This window comes from Streptomyces sp. NBRC 110611, from assembly GCF_001590865.1.
Classification (GTDB): domain Bacteria; phylum Actinomycetota; class Actinomycetes; order Streptomycetales; family Streptomycetaceae; genus Streptomyces.
In genome coordinates this window covers 455,882-471,407 of the sequence record NZ_BBUY01000004.1, presented here as the reverse complement: position 1 = coordinate 471,407, position 15,526 = coordinate 455,882, and the positions used below count along the sequence as shown (strand labels likewise).

At 74.3% G+C, this 15,526-nt stretch carries 18 protein-coding genes; 9 read left to right on the top strand and 9 right to left on the bottom strand.

Annotated elements, in window-relative coordinates:
- Position 1 precedes the first annotated feature (1 nt).
- From AZE13_RS12960 to AZE13_RS12950, 3 genes are all read right to left on the bottom strand, one after another.
- On the bottom strand, positions 2 to 409 hold the full coding sequence (locus AZE13_RS12960) for an STAS domain-containing protein (RefSeq protein WP_066930538.1): 408 nt from the start codon (positions 407 to 409) through the stop codon (positions 2 to 4).
- Positions 410 to 530: 121 nt separating this feature from the next.
- Complete coding sequence (locus AZE13_RS12955) at positions 531 to 1,028, bottom strand: NUDIX domain-containing protein (RefSeq protein WP_066930537.1); 498 nt, start codon at positions 1,026 to 1,028, stop codon at positions 531 to 533.
- A 3-nt stretch (positions 1,029 to 1,031) separates the two neighbouring features.
- Complete coding sequence (locus tag AZE13_RS12950) at positions 1,032 to 2,645, bottom strand: ATP-dependent DNA ligase (RefSeq protein WP_079123937.1); 1,614 nt, start codon at positions 2,643 to 2,645, stop codon at positions 1,032 to 1,034.
- A gap of 64 nt (positions 2,646 to 2,709) precedes the next feature.
- On the opposite strand from AZE13_RS12950, the gene AZE13_RS12945 reads away from it, so the two are divergent.
- Positions 2,710 to 3,450 (top strand): histone deacetylase, encoded by a 741-nt coding sequence (locus AZE13_RS12945; protein WP_181690336.1) that lies wholly within the window; start codon positions 2,710 to 2,712, stop codon positions 3,448 to 3,450.
- Between the two features lie 50 nt (positions 3,451 to 3,500).
- Here the strand turns inward: AZE13_RS12945 and AZE13_RS12940 are convergent, their stop codons facing one another.
- Complete coding sequence (locus AZE13_RS12940; protein ID WP_066930536.1) at positions 3,501 to 4,331, bottom strand: HAD-IIA family hydrolase; 831 nt, start codon at positions 4,329 to 4,331, stop codon at positions 3,501 to 3,503.
- A gap of 160 nt (positions 4,332 to 4,491) precedes the next feature.
- Between AZE13_RS12940 and AZE13_RS12935 the strand changes: the two genes are divergently transcribed.
- Positions 4,492 to 5,874, top strand: a complete 1,383-nt coding sequence (locus AZE13_RS12935) for a phosphoribosyltransferase family protein (RefSeq protein ID WP_066930656.1) — start codon at positions 4,492 to 4,494, stop codon at positions 5,872 to 5,874.
- Positions 5,875 to 5,961: 87 nt separating this feature from the next.
- Here AZE13_RS12935 and AZE13_RS12930 read toward each other — a convergent pair whose 3' ends face one another.
- Both AZE13_RS12930 and AZE13_RS39255 read right to left on the bottom strand, forming a co-directional pair.
- Positions 5,962 to 6,285: a putative quinol monooxygenase gene (locus tag AZE13_RS12930; protein WP_066930535.1), complete on the bottom strand. Its 324-nt coding sequence runs from the start codon at positions 6,283 to 6,285 to the stop codon at positions 5,962 to 5,964.
- 149 nt (positions 6,286 to 6,434) lie between these two features.
- Positions 6,435 to 6,512, bottom strand: coding sequence for a 50S ribosomal protein bL37 (locus AZE13_RS39255; protein WP_370594982.1), 78 nt, complete (start codon positions 6,510 to 6,512; stop codon positions 6,435 to 6,437).
- Between the two features lie 386 nt (positions 6,513 to 6,898).
- Between AZE13_RS39255 and AZE13_RS12925 the strand changes: the two genes are divergently transcribed.
- Positions 6,899 to 7,441: a hypothetical protein gene (locus AZE13_RS12925; RefSeq protein ID WP_066930534.1), complete on the top strand. Its 543-nt coding sequence runs from the start codon at positions 6,899 to 6,901 to the stop codon at positions 7,439 to 7,441.
- A 62-nt stretch (positions 7,442 to 7,503) separates the two neighbouring features.
- Here AZE13_RS12925 and AZE13_RS12920 read toward each other — a convergent pair whose 3' ends face one another.
- The 3 genes from AZE13_RS12920 to AZE13_RS12910 form a co-directional block, all read right to left on the bottom strand.
- Entirely contained in the window at positions 7,504 to 8,025 is a 522-nt protein-coding gene (locus AZE13_RS12920) for an NUDIX hydrolase (protein WP_066930533.1), read from the bottom strand.
- Between the two features lie 162 nt (positions 8,026 to 8,187).
- On the bottom strand, positions 8,188 to 8,820 hold the full coding sequence (locus AZE13_RS12915; protein ID WP_066930655.1) for a hypothetical protein: 633 nt from the start codon (positions 8,818 to 8,820) through the stop codon (positions 8,188 to 8,190).
- Between the two features lie 173 nt (positions 8,821 to 8,993).
- On the bottom strand, positions 8,994 to 9,791 hold the full coding sequence (locus tag AZE13_RS12910) for a glutamate racemase (RefSeq protein WP_066930532.1): 798 nt from the start codon (positions 9,789 to 9,791) through the stop codon (positions 8,994 to 8,996).
- A gap of 185 nt (positions 9,792 to 9,976) precedes the next feature.
- On the opposite strand from AZE13_RS12910, the gene AZE13_RS12905 reads away from it, so the two are divergent.
- From AZE13_RS12905 to AZE13_RS12880, 6 genes are all read left to right on the top strand, one after another.
- A complete protein-coding gene (locus tag AZE13_RS12905) occupies positions 9,977 to 11,140 on the top strand; it encodes a glycosyltransferase (RefSeq protein ID WP_066930531.1) in 1,164 nt (387 codons plus the stop codon).
- 425 nt (positions 11,141 to 11,565) lie between these two features.
- The gene (locus AZE13_RS12900; protein WP_066930530.1) at positions 11,566 to 12,027 is read left to right on the top strand and encodes a DUF6643 family protein; all 462 of its coding nucleotides are present in this window, start codon (positions 11,566 to 11,568) and stop codon (positions 12,025 to 12,027) included.
- Positions 12,028 to 12,142: 115 nt separating this feature from the next.
- Positions 12,143 to 12,970 (top strand): MOSC domain-containing protein, encoded by an 828-nt coding sequence (locus tag AZE13_RS12895; RefSeq protein WP_066930529.1) that lies wholly within the window; start codon positions 12,143 to 12,145, stop codon positions 12,968 to 12,970.
- 97 nt (positions 12,971 to 13,067) lie between these two features.
- Complete coding sequence (locus AZE13_RS12890) at positions 13,068 to 13,958, top strand: MEDS domain-containing protein (protein WP_066930528.1); 891 nt, start codon at positions 13,068 to 13,070, stop codon at positions 13,956 to 13,958.
- A complete protein-coding gene (locus AZE13_RS12885) occupies positions 13,952 to 14,443 on the top strand; it encodes an ATP-binding protein (protein ID WP_066930527.1) in 492 nt (163 codons plus the stop codon). The genes AZE13_RS12890 and AZE13_RS12885 overlap by 7 nt, the downstream gene beginning before the upstream one ends.
- 49 nt (positions 14,444 to 14,492) lie before the next feature.
- Positions 14,493 to 15,095 carry a hypothetical protein gene (locus tag AZE13_RS12880; protein WP_066930526.1) on the top strand — a complete coding sequence of 201 codons (603 nt, stop codon included), beginning with the start codon at positions 14,493 to 14,495 and terminating at the stop codon, positions 15,093 to 15,095.
- The last annotated feature ends 431 nt before the right edge of the window (positions 15,096 to 15,526 follow it).

Genomic DNA, 15,526 nt, shown 5'->3' with positions numbered 1-15,526 from the left:
GTCACACGGACGTGCCCTCCGCCGTGGGCGGCCACGCCGGGCGGCTGCCGTCCGGGACGGCGGCCAGCGCATGGCCGACCGTCGGGAAGCAGGAGAAGACGCCGAGGGACTGGGTGCCGACGAGCAGCCGCAGCATCCGTACGCCGAGCGACGCCAGCAGCAGGCGGCCCTCCAGCCGGCGGCACAGCCACTCCAGGGCGAGCAGACAGCTCAGCCCCCGGGAATCGCAGAAGCGCAGGGCGGTCAGATCGAGCACGAGGAACCGGTGGCCGGCCGAGACCACCGACCGCGCCTCGGCGAGAAAGGCCTGCTCGGTGCGGAGGTCCAGTTCCCCGCTGACGCGCAGTACCGCGCACTCCTCCGCCTCCGCGATCGCAGTGACGGCCAACGACCGCTTGTCCGAGCTCATGGCGTCCAGCCTAAGCGCCACGGCCGGGAGCCTCACCGAGGGCGGCCGGTCACCACGGGACGACCATCATCCGTTACGGACCGTGATCGCCGTCCCGCCGCGGTCCGCGTCGCCGGCGCGTTCAGTCCTTCTCGTCCGGGAGCCGGTCCGCCTCGTCCGGGAGCCGGTCCGCCAGCCGCTCCAGGAAGACCCGCTGTCCCCGGACCAGGCGCTCCCCGGCCTCCTCCGGCGAGAACCACGCCACCCGGTCGATCTCGGGGAAGCTGCGGATCTCGCCGGACCCCCGGGGCCACTCCATCTCGAACCCGCCGGGCACGATCCGCTCCGGATCGAGGTCGCTCTCCACCGCCCAGACCGTCACCACCTTGCGGCTCGGCTGACGGGCCTCCCCCAGGGGTACGTACGGCCCCTCGGGCGGCGGGATCCCCAGCTCCTCCTCGAACTCCCGCAGCGCCGCGTCCCACGCCTCCTCGGGCGGTACGTACTCGCCCTTGGGCACGGACCAGGCGGCCGTGTCCCGCCCGGCCCACAGCGGCCCGCCCATGTGGGCCAGCAGCACTTCGACGCCGTCCGCGCCACGCCGGTACAGCAGCAGCCCGGCACTGCGCCTGCCCGCCACGGCCTATTCGCCCCCGCCCATCCGCCCTGCCTCGTCCCCGCCCATCCGCCCTGCCTCGTCCCCGCCCGGCCGCCCGGCCGCTTCCCCGCGCGCGGCGAGCACCGTCTCCACCGAATCCGCCTCCGCCGCCGTCTTGTCCTCCCGGTAGCGCACCACGCGGGCGAAGCGCAGGGTCACCCCCGCCGGGTAGCGCGTCGAGGCCTGTAGTCCGTCGTAGGCGATCTCCACGACGAGTTCCGGACGCACCGTCACCACATGGCCGTCGTCCACCACCGCGAGCTGCTGGAGCCGCGCGGTCTGCCAGCCGAGGGTGGCGTCGGTGAGCCCCTTGAACGTCTTGCCCAGCATGACGAATCCGCCGTCCGGCCCGCGCGCGCCCAGGTGGAGGTTGGACAGCTTCCCGGTGCGCCGGCCGTGCCCCCACTCCGCCGCGAGCACCACCAGGTCGAGCGTGTGCACCGGCTTCACCTTCAGCCATGCGGCGCCCCGGCGGCCCGCGCTGTACGGGGCGTCCAGCGCCTTGACCACCACGCCCTCGTGGCCCCGGCGCAGGGTCCGGTGCCAGAACTCCTCGGCGGCCGCGCGGGCACCGGCGTCCGCCGGGTCCTCGACCACACAGCGGCGTACCCGCAGATGCTCCGGGACCAGCCGCGCCAGCTCCGGGTGCCGCTGCGCGACGGGCAGTTCCAGCAGCTCGCGGCCGTCGACGTGGAGCACGTCGAAGAAGACCGGGGACAGCGGCAGCGCGGCCCGTGCGGCGGAGACGTCGACCCGTGAACCGAAGCGGCCCGCGACCCGCTGGAACGGCACCGGCCGGCCCGCGTCGTCCAGGGCGATCACCTCACCGTCCAGGATGAAACGGGCCGCCGGCAGATCCCGGGCGAGGGCGGTCACCTCGGGGAGCCGGCCGGCGACCTCGTCCAGCGTCCGGGTGTGGATCCGTACGTCCGCGCCGTCCCGGTGCACCTGTATGCGGATACCGTCGAGCTTCTCCTCCACCGCGCACGCGCCGAGCTTGTCGATGGCCTCGGCCACCGAGGCGGCGGTGTGCGCCAGCATCGGCCCGACGGGCCGTCCGACGGTCAGCCGGAACTCCGCGAGCGCCGGCGGGCCGTCGGCGAGCAGCGCCCGTGCCACGTCCTGGAGCGACCCCGCCAGCATCACCGCCCGCCGGAGGTCCGCGGCGGGCACCCCGGCCGCCGCGGCGAGCCCTTCGGCGGCGAGGGCGTCCAGCGCGCCCTGCCGCACCTCCCCGGTGAGCAGTCCGGCCAGGAACCGCTGCTCCTCCCCGGTCGCCGCGGCCAGCAGCTCCCGCACCCGCCGGCGCCGCTCCGCCTGCGCCCCGGGCCCCGAGACCTGCGCCAGGCCGGTCAGCGCGGCATCCACATCGGCCACGGTCAGGGTGGCGCGGCCGGCGGCCGGCACCGGCTCGCGCAGCACGCTCCAGCCGACCCCGATCCGCCCCTGGGGCAGCCGCCCGGCCAGGTACGGGATGACCACGGGGGCGTCCTCGGGCGCGGCGGCCCGGAACAGGCCGGCCAGCAGCGCGATCTTCCGCGAACGCGCCGACGTCGCGGCGACCGCGCCCGAGACGTGTGCGAGATCGGCCAGCAGCACAGTGCCATGGTCCCTCCGTGGCGGTGCCGTCGCAGCCGCGCCCGGCCGCACGTAACGTGGGCATGTGACCAGGCCCCGACGCCTCGAAGCGCTGCACGGCTCGCCCGAAGCCGCCCGTGGGCTCGGCCGCACCGGCCGGCTCTGGTACGCCGCGTACGGCTCCAACATGGATCCGGCCCGGCTGGCCTGCTACCTCGCCGGCGGACGGCCGAGCGGCGGGCTGCGCGACTACCCCGGCTGCCGGGACCCCAGCCCCCCGGCCCGTTCCGTCCCGGTGATGCTGCCCGGGCTGCTGTACTTCGCCACCGAGTCGCAGACCTGGACCGGCGGCCGGGCCTTCTACGACCCCGGCCGCGAGCCGTCCGGCGCCCCGGAGCCGCCCGGAATCCCGGCCCGCGCCTACCTCCTGACGCTCTCTCAGTTCTCCGATATCGCGACCCAGGAGATGGACCGCGCCCCGGTCGGGGATCTCGACCTCACGGAGGTCCTCGTACACGGCCGGGCCCGGCTCGGCCCGGGCCACTACGAAACCCTGGTGTGCGCCGGGGTGCTGGACGGCCATCCGGTGCTGACCTTCACGGCCCCCTGGAGCAGCGCGGACGGCACCGTGGGCCTGAATCCGCCCGCCGCGGCCTATCTGGAGCACATCGCGGCCGGCATCGTCGCGGCGCACGGATGGAGCCCGCACCGGGCCGCCGCGTACCTGGCGGACTGCCCGGGAGCCCGCGGCCACTGGACGGCGGCGCGGATCGCGGCGTTGGTCCGTACGGCGGGCGAGGAGTCCGTACGGCGCGGCGAGGCGTGAGCACCGCGCACCGCGCACCGGTCGAAGAGTGAGCACGGCGCGGTGCGGGATCAGCGTGCGAGCAGCGAGGGCAGATCGGCGAAGGAGTCGAGCACATGGTCCGGGGTGCCGTCGGCCGCCCGGTGGGTCTCCGGCAGATACTTGCCGGTCTTGACGAGCACCCCCGTGATCCCGCACCGCTGGGCCGCCAGCACGTCGGACTCGATGTCGTCGCCCACCATCAGCGTCTCCGAGGCGTCGGCGCCGAGGTGGGCCAGCGCGGTGGCGAAGAACGTCGCGGCGGGTTTGCCGGTGACCACCGCCTCGACCCGGGCCGCCCGCTCCAGCCCGAGCAGAAACGCGCCGGTGTCGAGGTCCAGCCCGCCGGCGGTGCGCCAGTACAGGTTCCGGTGCATGGCGACCAGCCGGGCACCGCGCTGCAGATGCCGGAAGGCGGCGTTGAGCGCCGGATAGCCGAACTCCTCGCCCGCGCCGCCGAAGACCACCACGTCCGGCGCCGCCCCTCCCCCGTCCCCGCCCGCCCCCGCACCGGCGTGCTCCGTGGCGTCCACGGTGGTGGTCACGATCCGCACGCCCTCCAGGTCGTCCCGGACATCACCGCTGCTGATCAGCAGACAGCGCGCGTCCGGATGGTGTTCCCGCAGGTAGGCCGCGGTGACGGCGGGGGCGGTGAGAATGTCGTCGGGGCAGACCGGAAACCCCTCGCCGGCCAGTCGCCCGGCGATCACCGCGCGGGTCCGTGAGGTGGTGTTGGTGACCAGCACGAAGGGCAGCCCCGCGGCGCGCAGCCGTGCCATCGCCTCGACCGCGCCGGGCAGCGCTTTCCAGGACACCGTGAGCACACCGTCGATATCGATCAGCACCGCGCGGATTCCTGCCATATGCCGACCGTAACCACCGGAGCCGCCGGCCGTACGATCCGCGCGCCCGTCGCGGCCTCCGCGGCCCGCGGCGCCGACTTGCGGACCCCGGGCATCTGCGGTTTCGTCGAAGTGAGGTGTGGACGTGGCTACCGTCTCCCCTGGCTAGGGGGTGCGCACTGTGCTGTTCACCGATCGCGTGGACGCGGGGCAGCGCCTCGCCGAAGCGCTCCGGCACCTGGAGGGGGAGAATCCGGTCGTGCTGGGCCTGCCCCGGGGCGGAGTCCCGGTGGCCTTCCAAGTGGCCCGCGCGCTCCACGCGCCACTGGATGTGATCGTGGTCCGCAAACTGGGGGTCCCCTACCAGCGCGAGCTGGGGTTCGGCGCCATCGGCGAGGGCGGCGTACGGGTGATCAGCGACGACATCGTCCGCCGTGGCCGGCTCGGCCAGGACGATCTGGACTCCGTGGAGCAGGCCGAGGCAGCCGAACTCACCCGGCAGGCCCACCGGTTCCGCGCCGGGCGGACCCGGCTGCCCCTCACCGGACGGACCGCGATCGTGGTGGACGACGGGATCGCCACCGGCGCCACGGCGGCCGCCGCGTGCCAGGTGGTACGGGCACAGGGCGCGGCCCGAGTGGTGCTGGCCGCCCCGGTGGCGCCGCCGGAGGCGGCCGAGCGGCTCCGCGCCCAGGCCGATGAACTCGTCTGTCTGTCCACGCCGTTCGGGTTCTCCGCCGTGGGCGAATGGTACCGGGACTTCTCCCAGACACCGGACGACGAGGTCATCTCCCTGCTGGAGCAGGCCGCGAGCGGGACGGACACGGGCTCGGACGCACCCACGGGCCCACACACTCCGGATGCCCCGGACACTCCGCATACGGATACGGATACGGATACGGGCACGGGTACGGGTGCGGGCACGGAGGCCGATGGCGACGTGACGGAAGAAGTGGCGATCGACGCTGCCGGCGTCCGGCTCACCGGTGACCTCGACCTGCCGTCCGGCGCCAAGGCCGTGGTGATGTTCGCGCACGGCTCCGGCAGCAGCCGCCACAGTCCGCGGAACCGGCGGGTGGCCGCCGCCCTGAACCGGGCGGGGCTGGGCACACTGCTCTTCGATCTGCTCACCCCGGCGGAGGAGGCCGACCGGGCGAACGTCTTCGACATCGAAACGCTCGCCGGGCGGCTGACCGACGCCACCGAATGGCTGCGCGGCCGGGTCTCCGTACCGATCGGCTACTTCGGCGCGAGCACCGGGGCCGCAGCAGCGCTCCGGGCCGCCGCGGCCCCCAACGCGGACATCGGCGCCGTGGTATCCCGCGGCGGCCGCCCCGATCTCGCCGGTCCGCTGCTGGTCGGCGTGCGGGCGCCGACGCTGCTCATCGTCGGCGGCAACGACCCCTTGGTCCTCGACCTCAACCGCGAGGCCAAGGAGGCGCTGCGCTGCGAGACCCAGCTCGAGATCGTTCCCGGCGCCACCCACCTCTTCGAGGAGCACGGGGCCCTCGACCAGGTGGCCGACCTGGCCAGGGACTGGTTCCTCGGGCATCTGGTCGGATAGCCGGTGCTCGGATAGGCCGGTGCCCGCCGGTCTCCGGCCGGTCACTGGTGAGTCACCAGCCGGTCTGCGCGGTCTGCGCCGTCTGCGTCAGTCGATGGTGAGCTCGCCCATCGCGCTCCAGCCGTCCGCGCCCTCGATGGTGGTGCTGACGATCTCGGGGGTGCGGCGCAGGAGGGGGCGCATGGTTTCGAGGCCGGCACGGAAGTGGTCGGAGTTGACGTGCGCCTCGCCGGTACCGTCCCGGAAGGCCTCGACGAGGACGTAGGTGTGGGGGTCGTCGATGCTGCGGGACCACTCGAACCACAGGTTGCCGGGTTCGGCGCGGGTGGCCTGGGTGAAGGCCTCGACCGCGTGGGGCCACTCTTCGGCGTGCTCGGGCTTTACGGAAAACTTGACGACGATAAAAATCATCCGTCGATGATAGGCGACCGGGGAAATTTGCCGTGAAGCGGGGCATTCTCCGGCTTCCGGCGCCCGTCGCGGACCGGGGCCACCCCCACAGGCGACCCCGGTCGAGGACCGGTCATGGACCGATCGTGGGCCAGTCGCCGGTCTTCGGCTCAGGACTGGGGACGCTTACCGTGGTTGGCCCCGTTCTTGCGACGGGACTTCTTCTTGCGACGGCGCTTCGAGGACATCGCGGTCTCCCTTCTCCGCTCTGCTGCGACTGTGCGTTGCGCCGCTGTTCTACCACTTGGCGGAGCCCCGGCCCCCGAGGGTGTCCGGCGCAATCCGATGTCCGGTGGGGGCACGGCGGACCGTGGGACGACGCTCCGGGAGACGGGCGAACGGGCCCGCCGTGCTCCCACCGGGCGCCGGTCGAGCACCAGTTGGGCGCCTGAGCCGGGCGCCGGCCGGGCATGGATCCACGTTGCCGCACCCTGGCGCGCCCCGCATCCGGAGCGGAACCCCGTTCACCTGAACGGCCGCCCCGGATCGCCACCGCCCCGCGGGCCTCCTAGCGTCATACGACGCAGCGTGCCGTCGGCGCGCCGCCGCCACAAGCGCCACGAGGGAGACCGACATGCGCAGGCTCATCGTCGTGCCGACCGTGCTGCTCGGCCTGGCCGCCTCGGCGTGCGGCGCGGCGGGGGAGGGGGAGGGGCCGGCCGCCGGGTCGCCGTCCGGCGGCAGCGGTACGGTGCCGGACCCGCAGCGCTCGGACCCCGGCACCGACGGCTCACCCGCCGTCCCCGGGCAGCCGGTGGGCTGCGGTGAGATCAAGGGCGCGCTCGGCGCGGCCGGCGATGTCTCGCTCTACGCGGACCCGGGCGCCGACGGGACGGTCGAGTGCCCGGAGGCGCGCGACGTGATGACGGAGTTCTTCCTCCGGGCGCCACCCGGATCCGGCGGCGGCCCGGCGGAGCTCTCCGTGCGCGGCTGGCTCTGCCGGTACGACAGCGGACCCACCGGGACGTGGATCACGGCCTGCCGGTCCGGCCGACGCGAAATGCACACGGAGCAGCCGGCCGGACCGGACGCTCCGGACGACTCCGGGTCCCAGCTGCCGACGCTGCCAGGTGAGCCGTCCCTCCCGATGGACGAGCCGTCGACGGAAGAACTGTGAGCGCTGAGCGCTGGACTGTCAGCCCTCAGTCGTCGGCGTCGTCGGCCCTCAGTCGTCGGTCCTCAGCCCTGCGCCCCCTGCCGTGCGACCGCGGGGTCCTCGGCCGGTGGCTCATCCGTCCCGTGGAACCACGCCGGCCCGTCGTCCAGCGCCCGTTTGATACGCGTCAGCGCGTGATCGTCCAGCTGCGGCAGCGCGTCGAGCGGGAACCAGCCCACGTCCAGGGACTCGTCATCGTTGACCCGCGCCTCGCCGCCGACCGCCCGGCAGCGCAGTGTCACGTCCATGAACTGGCACACATCACCGTTGGGGTAGTGGATGGGCGGTGTGGTCTCCACGAGGACCACCCGCTCGGGCACGACCCGTACCGCGGTCTCCTCGAAGACCTCACGGACCGCGGTCTCGGCCGGCTGTTCACCGGGCTCGGGGATCCCGCCGATCACCGCCCAGCCGCCGGTGTCGGACCGCCTGCCCAGCAGGATCCGGCCCTGGTCGTCGAAGACCACCGCGGTCACCCCGGGAAGCCACAGCAACTGCCGGCCGATGGAGCTCCGGAGGTCCCGGATGAAGTCGGGGGTTCCCATGCCCCGACCCTACGGCACCTCCCGGAAATACCCCGGACAACGGTGCGGTGGTGCCCCCGTGCGCACGCCCCGGTTCACCCCCACGCCCCGTTTCCCGCACCCCCGACACCGCTCACACCCCGACATCGCGCACGCGCCCCGAACCGCGCACGCACCCCGCCCTCAGGCGCCCGCCGGAGTCCCCTTCCCCGTGAGCCGGCGGCGGATGGCGCGGACGGCGCCCTCGGCGTCATCGACGGTGATGGTGAACGTCCGCCCGTCGCCGAGCTTCAGCACCAGGCCCTCGCCCCGCCGGACGACCACGGCCGTGCCCTGCTCGGGGCGCCAGCGGTAACCCCAGCCGCCCCAGTTGCGCGGCGTGACCTGGGGCGCGACATCGGCGCCGATGACGTTGGCCAGAGGGATCCGGCGGCGCGGCACTCCGATGTGGCCGCACCGCACTTCCAGGGAGTCCTTGTCGACCCGTACGGCGACACGGACGAAGGCGAGCGTACCGAAGAGCACCAGCAGGCCGACCGCCAGCAGACCGACCACCGCCATCACCAAGGCGGCCAGGCCGGAGGACCAGCTGCTGTTCACGGCGAGCTCGATGCCCAGGGCCAGACAGCCCGCGCCCGCCGCGGCCAGGAGCCACTGGACGCGGTTGGTGGCGCTGCCGTACCAGACCTCGGGAGCGTCCGTGCGGGGGCCGCCCGTGGGCGTCGCCGTACCGTCGCCGCGGTCGGCGAGGTCTGTGAGGTCGGTGCTGCCGTGGTTGTCGGGGGCTGCTGCCCCCTCGTGGGGGTGGTCCCTCATGAAACGCAGCGTACGCGCCTTCGCACTTCGGGGCAGCACCCCGGACGCGTCGTTCGGCCGCTCAGGGCGTACGTGGACGGGCCGGTACGGCCGGCTGGGCTCAGACCACCGACTCAGGCCTTGCAGGCCACGCGACTCAGGCCCTGGAGGCCACCCCACTCAGGCCCTGCGGCTCAGGCCGTCCCCGTGGTCACCACACGGCCGGAGGCGAGCAGCCGGCCCTCGGCATAGGCGAGCGCGGCGTCCGACAGCCCGGCCGGGCGGCCGCTGTGGATCACGCTGAGTCCGCCGGTCGGGGCGGCCGCGGGCGCCGGCTCGGCCCCGATGCGGCGCAGCGCCTGGGCGGCGACGGCGTCGGCGGATCCGTACAGGACGAGTGCGGGGGCGGCGGGCTGCTGGAGGGCGGCGCGGATCCGTTCGGCGACCAGCTCGTAGTGGGTGCAGCCCAGCACCACGGCCCGGATGTCGCGCGGGGTGCGGCCCGCGGCGGCCTCGACGGCGGCGGCGATGGCGGCCTCGTCCGCGTTCTCGACCGCGTCGGCGAGGCCCGGGCAAGGCACGCCGGTGACGTCCACGCCACGGGCGAAGCGTTCGATCAGGTCCCGCTGGTAGGGGCTGCCGGTGGTGGCGGGGGTGGCCCAGATGGCGACCGGGCCGCCGCCGCCCGCGGCGGGCTTGATCGCCGGGACGGTGCCGATGACCGGCAGGGCCGGCTCCAGCTCGGCACGGAGCGCGGGCAGCGCGTGGACGGACGCGGTGTTGCAGGCGACGATCAGCGCGTCGGGCCGGTGCTCGGCGGCGGCGCGGGCGGTGGCCAGGGCGTGGGCGGTGACATCGTCGGGGGTGCGCGGGCCCCACGGCAGGCCGTCGGGGTCGGTGGACAGCACCAGATCGGCATCCGGACGCAGTCGGCGTACGGCGGCGGCCGCGGGGAGCAGCCCGGTCCCGGAGTCCATGAGCGCGATCTTCACCCGGACACTTTACCGGGTCGGGCGCCCGACTTGTCATACCGGTCATACCGGCTCGGCACGGAGGCGGGCCGCCCCGGGTGCGTCACGGAGGGAGCCTGGACCCCGGGTTCCGGGGGGGCGGGACACGTACGGCCGGGGAGCGCGGACAACGCCGTGCGCTGGGGCAGACTGCGGCCGTGGGAGCGATGGAGTGGATCGGTGCCGGGTCGCTGCTGGCCTGGGTGTGGCTGCTGCTGGGGCAGGGCTTCTTCTGGCGGACGGACGTCCGGCTGCCGGACCGCCCGGACCCCGGGTGCCGGGACCCGGAGCGCTGGCCGTCGGTCGCGGTGGTGGTCCCGGCGCGGGACGAGGCCGTGGTGCTGCCGGCGAGCCTGCCCTCGCTGCTCGGGCAGAAGTATCCGGGCCGGGCGGAGGTGTTCCTGATCGACGACGGCAGTACGGACGGGACCGGCGCGCTGGCCCGGCGGCTGGCGGACGGGCGGGGCGGGCTGCCGCTGACCGTCGCCTCGCCCGGTGAGCCCGAGCCCGGGTGGACGGGGAAGCTGTGGGCCGTGCGGCACGGCGTGGCGCTGGCGCGGGAGCGGATGGCGCCGGAGTACCTGCTGCTGACCGACGCGGACATCGCGCACCGGCCGGAATCGCTGCGGGAGTTGGCGGCGGCGGCCCGCTCGGCGGAGCTGGATCTGGTGTCCCAGATGGCGCGGCTGCGGGTGGCGACGCCGTGGGAACGTCTGATCGTGCCGGCGTTCGTGTACTGCTTCGCGAAGCTGTATCCGTTCCGCTGGGTCAACCGTCCCGGGGCGCGCACCGCGGCGGCGGCCGGCGGCTGTGTGCTGCTGCGGCGCGAGGCCGCGGAGCGGGCGGGGATCCCGGAGGCGATCCGGCACGCGGTGATCGACGATGTGGCGCTGGCGCGGGCGGTCAAGCGGTCCGGCGGGCGGATCTGGCTGGGGCTGGCGGACGGGGTGGACAGTGTGCGGCCGTATCCGCGGCTGGCCGAGCTGTGGCGGATGGTCAGCCGCAGCGCCTACGCCCAGCTGCGGTACCGGCCGCCGCTGCTGCTCGGCACGGTCCTCGGGCTGGCGCTGGTGTACCTCGTCCCGCCGGCCGCACTGGTGTCGGGACTGGCGGGCGGCGCTCCGGTGGCGGCGGCGACGGGCGGTGCGGCCTGGGCGGTGATGTGCGGAACGTACCTGCCGATGCTGCGCTACTACGGGCAGCCGTGGTGGTCGGCTCCGCTGCTGCCGTGCACGGCACTGCTGTACCTCCTGATGACGGTGGACTCGGCGGTGCGGCACCACCGGGGGCGCGGTGCGGCGTGGAAGGGCCGGACGTACGGGGCGCCGTGAGCACGGGCGTGGCGCCCCGTATCGCACCGCCAGGCGCCGCCCTGCCGCGTCAACGGGACGGCGCAACCTTCTCCGTCAGGGTGATTTTCCGGGTGCCTCTTGTCGGACGAACGGGAGCGGCGCAGAGGCGGCCGCGGAGTGCTCCGGCGGCTGCCGGATTGACGCCGCCGGTTGACCTGTCGGCAGGGACCCGGCTCGGACCACTTGGCCCGGCAGGCCGCGGGCCCCGAACACCCCTCGTTCACCCGCGAGAAGCGAGGTGAAAAGTGAGGCGAAAAGTGAGGCCTTTACACGATCCCTACGGGCGATCGCGACCGATTTTCCCAAGTTCGCTCGCATTGGCGATCGAGAGCCTCTCCGAACACGTGAAACAACCCGCTTTTCAGGCTCCCCAATCTGCACATCGTGGGCTTAACTTATGAGGCATGACCTCCCCCCGCTCCACCTACGGCGGCGGCTACTACGCTTCGCCTCCCTTCCCGGACACCCCGATCTACGACCGCCTCGTGGCCGAACGCGGCACCCCGCAGATCGCCCCGATTCGCGTGAATCCGTCTCCTTACGACACGGGTTCGTCCTATTTGCCGGCGCTGCCGTCGTCACTTCCGGCTCTGCCGGCCGCGCCCTCCCAGCCCTCGCCGGGCCACGGCCACGGCTACCCGGGCGCCGCCGCGCAGCCGGTCACCCCGCTGCAGCACACCCCGGCGCCCTACATCCCGCAGCAGGCGGGCACCCGCGGCGGCTACCCGGCCCCGCAGCAGCCGCAGCGCCCGGCCCCCGGCATGGGGACGGGGTACGAGGCGATGCGGCCGGCCGCCCCCGTCGCTCCGCGGCCGGCCTCGCCGTACGACGACCCGTACGGCCGGCAGTATCCGCGCGGGTACTGATCGGGTACTGATCCGGTACGGGGAGGGTGCTGAGCGCGGGCGCCGACCGGGTACGGACCGGGAACGGCCCCGGACCATCGGTCAACTGTCCGAGGCGGCTGGCAGGATGGACCGCATGCCGAAACCTGCGCTCCGGTCCCTCCACCGCTATCCGGTCAAATCTCTGGCGGGGTCCGATCCCGGCGAGGCGGTCGTGGAGCCGTGGGGGCTCGCCGGGGACCGACGGTGGCTGCTGGTCGATGCCGAGAACGGACAGCTCACCCAACGTCAGCAGCCGACTCTCGCCTTGGCGCGCGCCGAGGAGCTGCCGGACGGTGTCCTCCGGGTCACCGCGCCCGGCATGCCGCCGCTGACGGTCGAGGTGCCCGGGAGCGGCGGCCGGACCGTCCCGGTCGAGGTCTGGAAGGACGTCGTCGAGGCCGTGCCCGCGGGCGCGGCGGCCGCCGAGTGGTTCAGCGGGTTCCTGGGCGTGGAGTGCCGGCTGGTCCACCTCGACGCGCCGGAGAAGCGCCGGCCGGTCGACCCGGAGTACGCACGGCCCGGTGACACGGTCGGCTTCGCCGACGGCTTCCCGCTGCTGCTGACCGCCGCCTCGTCGCTGGACGCCCTCAACTCCCTTGTCGCACAGGGCGACCACGCCGACGAGGGCCCCCTGCCGATGAACCGTTTCCGGCCCAATGTGGTGGTGGACGGCACGGCTCCCTGGGCAGAGGACGGCTGGCGGCGGGTCCGTATCGGCGAGGTGGAGTTCGCCGTGGTCAAGCCCAGCGCGCGCTGCGTGGTCACGACCACCGACCAGTACACCGCCGAGCGCGGCAAGGAGCCGCTGCGGACCCTGGCCCGCCATCGCCGCTTCGGTGACCGGCTGGTCTTCGGCCAGAATCTGATACCTCGCACCACCGGCACGATCCGTATCGGCGACCCGTTCGAGATACTCGGCTGACGGGTCGGCGCAGCCCCCTGGGGCCTGTGTCGGGGGTGGTCGCGACGACGCCGGTCGTCGGCGCGGCACGGCGACGGGAGACAGAGGCCGCGTGTCGATGCCTGCGAGGGACGCCGGGGACGGCCCGCTCATCCCTGTCCAGCAGCTGGGGCCCGGGGACCACGCCTTCGTGAGTTACGGCGACGACGAGGTGCGTTGGGAGACCGCCACGGCGTTCGTCCGGCTCGGGCTGGCGCGGGGCGAGAAGGTGCTGGTCCTGCCGTGCCCCGAGGTACCGGCGGACGAGGTGCTGGCCAGGATCGACTTCCCCAGTCACAGCACGGTGTCGGCGCGCGAGCGCGGCCAGCTGGTCGTCAGCAGTATGCGCGAGGTGGTCCGGCCGGACGCGGAGTTCACCGCCGCCCGGCAGCTGGCCCGGCTGAGCCAGGAGACGGACCGGGCCGTGGCCGAGGGGTACGCCGGGCTGCGGGCGTTCATCGACATGGGCTGGGTGGCCGCGCTCGGCACCGCCGTCGAGGCGATGATGGCCCGCGAGACCTCCGCGCACGCCCTCTTCGCCGGCCGGCCGTACACGGAGATCTGCGCCTACGACCGCCGCCGTTTCGACCGCGCGGTGGTCGCCGCCATGGAACGGGCGCACCCCCGTACGCTGCTGGAGCGCCTGGGCAGTCTGCGGACGGTACGCGACCCGGACGGCACACTGCGCCTCATCGGCGAGGCGGACGCCGCGAACCGCGACGCGTTCACCACCGCGCTGCGGATCGCGCTGGCGCACACGGCACCGGCCCGGCGGCTGACGGTGGATCTGACCCGGCTGCACTTCCTGTCGGTGGGCTGCGCCGTCAGCCTGCTCACGCTGGCCCGCCGGGCGGCCGGCCACGACCGTGTCGAGGTGCGCTGCGCCCCTGAACACCACGGGTTGCTGCGACGGCTGGGCGGTGGGACGGTACCGCTGCTGGTGCTGACGGAGGTGGCTCGCCCGTGGTGAACCCCGATCCGGCGGGCCCTTCCGGGGAGCCGGCCGAGGAGCCCGGCCGCCGGCTGCTGCAGCGGCGTTTCACCGCCCGTCTGCTGCCCCAGCTGCGGCTCCTGGTCGAGGAGTGCGCGGCCCGCGAGGGCCTGTCCGCGCCACGGCGGGGCGAGTTCGTCCTGGCGGTGGACGAGATCGCGGGCAACGCCGTCCGGCACGGCGGCGGTTCCGGGCGTCTGGAGCTGCGCCGGGTCTGCGATGAACTGGAGTGCCGGATCAGCGATACGGGCCCCGGGTTCAGCGCGGCGGTGATCCCCGAGCTGCCGCCGGACCTGGAGCGCGGCGCGAACGGCCGGGGGCTGTGGCTGGCGCGCCGGCTGGCGGACCGGTTCGCGGTCGCCCCGGGGGCTCCGCGGACGGACACCGGGACGGCGGGCGCCGAGGTCACCCTGGCGGTACGGGTGTTCCCCCTGCGTACCTCTCGCCCGGAGCACCCGCGATGAGGTATGACACGACGCGGAGCGGGAGCGGGAACGCGGGAGGGGGGCGACGATGCGGGCGGTACGCGACGCATGGCGCCGGCGGCACAATCCACTGCTCCGCCGGACCGACCGGATCGAAGCCTGGGTGGGGCTCGCCACCGCGCTCCTGATCGCCCTCGGAGCGCCCTCGGTGGGCTGGTTCGTCGGCCGGGCGGCACACGACGCGCTGCTGCAGACCGTACGGGCACAGCTCGAGCAGCGGCATCAGGTGTGGGTCACGGTCGACCGGCCGGTCTCCCGGGCCCCACTCGACCCCGATCCGGAGACCGCCTCGCACCGCGATGCGCGGCTCCGGGTCATCGGCCGGTGGACGGGCGCGGACGGCACCGCGCATGTCGGGCGGATCCCGGCGCCGCGTCCGGTGGAGCCCGGTGAGCGGTTCCGGATCTGGACGGACGACCGTGGCCGGGTGATGCCGCGGCCGATGGACGCCGGTACGGCCGGTACGCATGCGGCGCTGGCCGGTCTGGGCACCGCGGTGGCGGCCGGCGGGCTGATCGAGGGCGGGCGGCGGCTGGTCGTCGGTCACCTGATGGTGCGCCGCTTCCGCGGCTGGGATCTGGCGTGGGAGCGCGCGGGCCAGGACTGGGGCCGGGCGGACGCCGGGAATTGAGCGCCGGCCCTCCGCTGCTGACCAGGTGCTGACCGTGTCAACTCGCCCCCGCCGGGCGCGCTACGGTGGTGGCGCCAGCCTCTCGGCTGGGGCCTGGAGGACCCGGCCGCGGACATCCGCGGACGGACGGTTACCGGGCGGACAACAGCCGCACGAGGTGGGGGCACGACATCGCCATGGCACAGGGCCCGGTCCAGGTGGACCCTACACCCTGGTAAGCCCTGAAACCCGCAGGTCAGCAGCAGGAAGCCCCGCCATGCGCCGGCAGAGACGCACGGACGGGGCTGCCGCTGGGGTGGCTGCCCTCGGGAGCGGGGGTGGCCGCGTCCGGCCTTCCGTCACCGGGCCGGGCATCGCGGATGAGGAGAACGAGCGGGCGGCACCAGGTTCCGCAGGAGGATGTTTGTGGGCATATCTGGGTCGGGTGAAAC